The following is a 5,333-nucleotide window of genomic DNA, read 5'->3' as shown; positions in this document are numbered from 1 at the left end:
GATATATACATAAAATTCTTTGATATGTTGAATAGAGAGCTTTCAGAATTCAAAGAGAAATATGATTATGATATTGTAATGTCAAATATCAGAAATAAATCATCAGCACATTATGATAAAGATTTTTTGACATATTATTCTAGCTACGAAATACTAGAAAAACCAGAATCTAAAGAAATAATCCGCGATTTTTTCTACTTTATTAATCCCTTGCACTATTTCACGTTTGGGTTATTAAAAGGGGAAATAGATGAATTCTTATTTATTAATAGTTGGATGATATAAATCATCACTTCTGATATAACAATAAGATTAGCAGGTGAAAGGAATCTATAATTTTAAAATTATTCCAAACTAAACTATAAAAACAGGCTGCCCATTATAGACAGCCTGTTTTTATAGTTAAACCCGACAAATTTTAAAAACCTGTCGGGTTTGTATTTTAAATTATTTAATTACGATTTTCTGAACTTCTTTACGTTCACCATCCTGAACGGTTACAAGATAGATTCCGGTCTGAGCGTTGCGTAACTCCAGGTTTTGGTTAAATAAACCGGTATTCTGGAACGACTGGTTAAAGATTTCTCTTCCACGGATATCGTGTACGTTTACTTTGATCTCATTCGCAGAAGCTGACTTAAACGAAATAGTAAAGTTACCGTTGTTTGGATTCGGGAAAATTGCGAAATCCTGTAAACCAAAACTTTCCGTACCTAAAACAGCCGTCTGGTAACATACTTCTACCGACCATGAGTTTAAATTTCCGGTATCACCCTGGAAATAGTCATTGATCAATAATTGCCAGTTACCGTTTGAAGCTTTACCGTTTAAAGCAGCCAACGGTTGATTTGGTGAAAAAGTACCACTGGTGATAGGAGCTGTACACACAATGTTTGGTGATCCGTCGTTAAATGTGATGTTAAAACCATCCTGATCATTACAAATACGGTTTCCTAAGATTACTTCTGTTCCGTCAGGGTGTTTTACTTTGGTTACCAAATCACGGATCCATTGGTGTGTAACGTTTACGTTTACATTTACATCCGTAAGGGTTTGTGCGGTAGTAACATTCAGATTTGAAGTCAATGTTGGACCAGGTGTCGCTACGTTCGGATTTGTTCCGTCCGGAATAGCGCTAACGGTACTGTTGGTAAATGTTTGACAGGCATTTGTAATGGTATAACCTACAGCAATGTTTTTAGACAATGCATAGAAAATATTTCCAACGGCTTCTACCATAATACGACAATAAGGTGCCGCTGTATTTGGAACGGTGATCACTTCCGATCCATCGTTAGGCGTGTTGGCTACCAACGTCGTAAAGGTAGCTCCGTTATCCATAGACATCAGAATGTTTACATTGGCAGTATTGATTCCGTTTGCTGTTGTACCGGCTACATCCCAGGTAACGGTCTGTGATGAACCTTTATCCCATGAAACATTAGCCGTTGCAGGCGATGTAATACGGAACGGCCCTGTATTGGCAAACGTTACGGTCATATCGCCACGTCCGGTCTGACCTCCATTAGGAGCGCGGTTATCGCGAACAGTTAAAGCAAAATTCATGGTACGCGCTACATTCGGAACAACTTCCCATGTTGGCGTAAGATTTCCGGCTAAAACATCTTCGAAACGCGGCATATAACGGTTTGGTGACGTTGATGGCGGTAACGATCTGAAATTAGGACCTGAAGTAGCCGTAGCTACAGGCGGTTGTGTGGATACCTGATTATTGGTTTGTTCCCAACAGTACGTAAGCGACTCCCCGGCAGTATCGGTAGCACTTCCTTTTAATATAAAAGCGGTTCCGTAAGGAATGGTAAAGTTGGCACCGGCATTCACCACTGGAGCGGCATTACCGTTATTGGTTGTCACGGCACAGCTACCGCCGGCGTTTACAAATGTTTGCATCTGAGCGATACTTACCGCATGAAAATGAGCATCGGAATGATCTTGTACGTTAGGCGCACAAATTCCGGCATATCCCATAATCGTACTGGCACTTCCAGGTTCTACTGCAGTGGCATCGGTACGGTTACAAGCATTGTTTTGAGTGTGAGTTGCACCGTATTGGTGACCCATTTCGTGTGCTACATAATCGATATCAAACGGATCTCCAACCGGATTTGGCTGACCAGTGATTCCTCTGGCTTTAGTAGACGAACATGGGGAGTTTAACTGTGCAATACCCGAATCGGTAGTACATACTCCGTGACCGATATCATAGTTCGCTGCTCCGATAGCCGCATCTACGATTGGCTGGATTTCATTGATCATTTGTGGTGAGTTGGTGAAGTTATCACTGTCAATATAGATGATCAAGTCATTATTTGCTACGATATTCATATGTAATGACATATCTCTTTCGTAAAGACCGTTTACACGTGTCATGGTTACGTTCATCGCTGCTAAAACCGCTGCTTTTTTCTGAGCAGTCGTACCACCGCCTAAACCAGCCGCATTAACATGATAAGCCGCATATTCGATTGTACAAGCCATCGCCAAACGATACACGCGGTATTTTCCGTCATTAGCCATAGCGGTTTCAGGATTGTTGATCAACCTTCCGGAAACGGCTTCGTGATCATCCTGTACCATACAGGTAAAAGCGCGGTTCGGTAGTAAATCCTTTTTACTATATATAATGTAGTTTTTTAAATCCTTAGTAAACGGATCGATATAAGAGGTTCCTGTTTTTCCGGACAATGTCATCGTGTGTAATCCAAAAAGGGTTACACTAAAATTGATCGTTGCACTTGGATCTTCGATACCTTTACCAATATAGGATTTGATTCCCGGATATTTTGCCGCCAATTCGGCTTCCATTACCGGTGATTCATAAATCTGATAATTCTCCATTTTGCCATTTGGTGCAGGGAAGGAGAGCGTTAGCGCTGAAGCCGCATTGGAACGCATCGGTGCTGTTTCCAATTTTGCTTTTAATGCCGGAAGGTCAAGTGAAAATAGTTGGAAATTCTGAGGTTGCGAGGCTCGTTCCAGTTTTTCATACATGTTCAACCGCTCGGGGCTGACTTTAGTCCAAAATGAACTTTGACCATACGATGATGCGAACAGACAGAAACTGGCCGCGACATAGAGTAGCTTTTTTTTCATTAGTTTTTAATTTTTTTTCAGTTGTTATTTAGTTATTTGTCATAAAAATACATTTTTTAATTTAATATGTTAATTATAATATCGATTTTTAACTAAAAGCCTATTTTGAACACTCTTTTTATTCGATCTGTTTTATGGTGTATTTGAAAACGTATTGAATACAAGTTATTATACATCAACTTCCATGTTTACCGTAAGAGATCAGAGTATGTTAGAAGAAAAGGTATTGATAGGCTATAGTTATATTGGTGCCATACTCTACAACTGCATAGTCGTATAAATCATAACCTGTTTATATTTTAATGTGCCCAATTCGTATTTTTGAATCCAGGAATCATCCGGGAAAAGGAATAGCTCATTTTTATTAAAATGGCCTTGTTTTTCAGTATTCTCAAAAATATCCCGGAAATAGTAATGATTAAACAAACGGTTAAACTCGGTAAAATAAATATCCGCTACGCGTTTATTTCCACGTATTAGGAGCATATTTTCGTCATTAATTATTGTAGAAGCATTACTAAAATTAGCAGAGCCACTAATTATTATCGGATCATCACTTAAAGGATCGACTAACATTATTTTAGCATGGATATAGGGAACAAATACATTTAACCCTAAATCTTTTGTTGAGACTTCTTTAGTCCACTGGTATAGAGCATTATCAATAGCAGCGCCCCAAGCCTGATAGACGTTTTGCCGGGCTCCCAGTTTTGTAAAAGATTCAATATCCGATTTAAAGTTATCCGGTTTATCCAATAATAAAAGAGAAAGCTGATCGGCAGGTGTATTATCTTCTAAAGCTTTTTTAAAATAGCTATTAATTCCGAAAGGAAAAGTAATACAAGCGAGGTTTTTTGCCTGATTAAACAAAGTAGCATACATTTTTAATACGGATAAATCAGATTGTGGACTAAAAATAACAGAAACCCCTTCGGGAATATCGGGTTTGGAGGTGTCAGAACAGGAGGAAAGCATCGTTACTGCTTTTTTATAGTCGTTGTTTTTTTTTAGTTTGACAGGTTTACTATCATTATCTTTTCCTCCGGGATCGGTACTCAGAAGTTTCCAATAATTTAGATAACGGGTTGCTACTTCGGAATCCCGAATCCAATGTCCGACGTTGGCTTGACCAAAAATTCCGCCAAGTGTCATATTAACCGAACCAGTCCAGACTTCTTTTGCTTTTCCGGTTTTATCAAGTAGTACTATAAATTTATTATGTTGTAGAGCATTTTTTCGGGCTTCACGTTTTATAATGGTGTAATCGGGTAGAGCAACTCCTTGTAATGTTTCCAGATTTTCGGTCCTTGGTGTACTAGTATGCAGGTTTCCATTTTTATCAGTGTATTCATTGTTTTTCGCATCTACAATCAATTTGATAGAAACATCTCTGGTATTAGCTTTTTTAAAGGCAAGAGCGACCGGTTTATAATAAAACTCATAAAAACAACCTAATAAAGTTTCTCCTTTTTGAGCATTATTTATAAAATTGAGGAGGGCCGTTTCAAGATCTCTTGCTAACCATTTGAATGCCTCTTGCCGTAATTCCGGATCCGGGATTTCAATAGGAGAACAATTTGAAAACTTCCTAGAATAGGCCTGACTGGATACGACACCGCGATTAAAAAAAACATCATGTTGGGCATTACTAAAAAGTGCTTCAGTAACGATTATTATCGAAACGGGGCATTCTGAACGATCTAGATGGTCTGGTTTCCCTTTTAATGGATAAAAAAAATATTGGTACTGCGTAGCCGTGTCACAAGTGAAATCATTCCAAAGAAAGCTTTGTATAGGATTATCATAACTACTTATGGATTTATTAGAAACGGTATCAGATGACGGTGGAAATGTTTTATAACTTTCCATATAATTCCGGATACCGGTTTTCATATTTATCCGTTCTATGGTAAACCCTAAAAGTCCTTTTGTGTCTGCTAATCTGGAGTCAATTGCAAATGAAACAATATTGGTTCCAGAAACAGCATAAACAATATAACCGCTTGTCAATTCTGATTTTACTCGCATTTTATTTAGATTATGTTTCTTATAAATTACTAAAGAAATAAGATATCGGAAGGGGTAGCATCTTTTTGTATAAACAAAGGCTATATTTGACCAGCACAATGGTGTAATCTATAATGCTTTATTTTCTATTTTACATAATGTATATTATAGTTCAAATATTCTGTATTTAAAGAGATTTAAGGATGCTTATA

At 37.8% G+C, this 5,333-nt stretch carries 3 protein-coding genes; 1 reads left to right on the top strand and 2 read right to left on the bottom strand.

The genetic code is table 11. The annotated features are described in order from the left end of the window. The coding region (locus Q1R07_RS00015; protein WP_300484706.1) for a hypothetical protein at window positions 1-285 on the top strand (285 nt) is incomplete at its 5' end. Window positions 286-447: 162 nt separating this feature from the next. Here Q1R07_RS00015 and Q1R07_RS00010 read toward each other — a convergent pair. Together Q1R07_RS00010 and Q1R07_RS00005 are read right to left on the bottom strand one after the other, a co-directional pair. Then, window positions 448-3,114, bottom strand: coding sequence for a reprolysin-like metallopeptidase (locus Q1R07_RS00010; protein ID WP_300484704.1), 2,667 nt, complete (start codon window positions 3,112-3,114; stop codon window positions 448-450). 258 nt (window positions 3,115-3,372) lie between these two features. Then, window positions 3,373-5,142 (bottom strand): phospholipase D-like domain-containing protein, encoded by a 1,770-nt coding sequence (locus Q1R07_RS00005; RefSeq protein WP_300484703.1) that lies wholly within the window; start codon window positions 5,140-5,142, stop codon window positions 3,373-3,375. Between the last annotated feature and the right edge of the window lie 191 nt (window positions 5,143-5,333).

This window comes from Flavobacterium sp. (assembly GCF_030146175.1).
Lineage (GTDB): Bacteria > Bacteroidota > Bacteroidia > Flavobacteriales > Flavobacteriaceae > Flavobacterium.
This window is presented reverse-complemented; position numbering and strand designations above follow the sequence as displayed.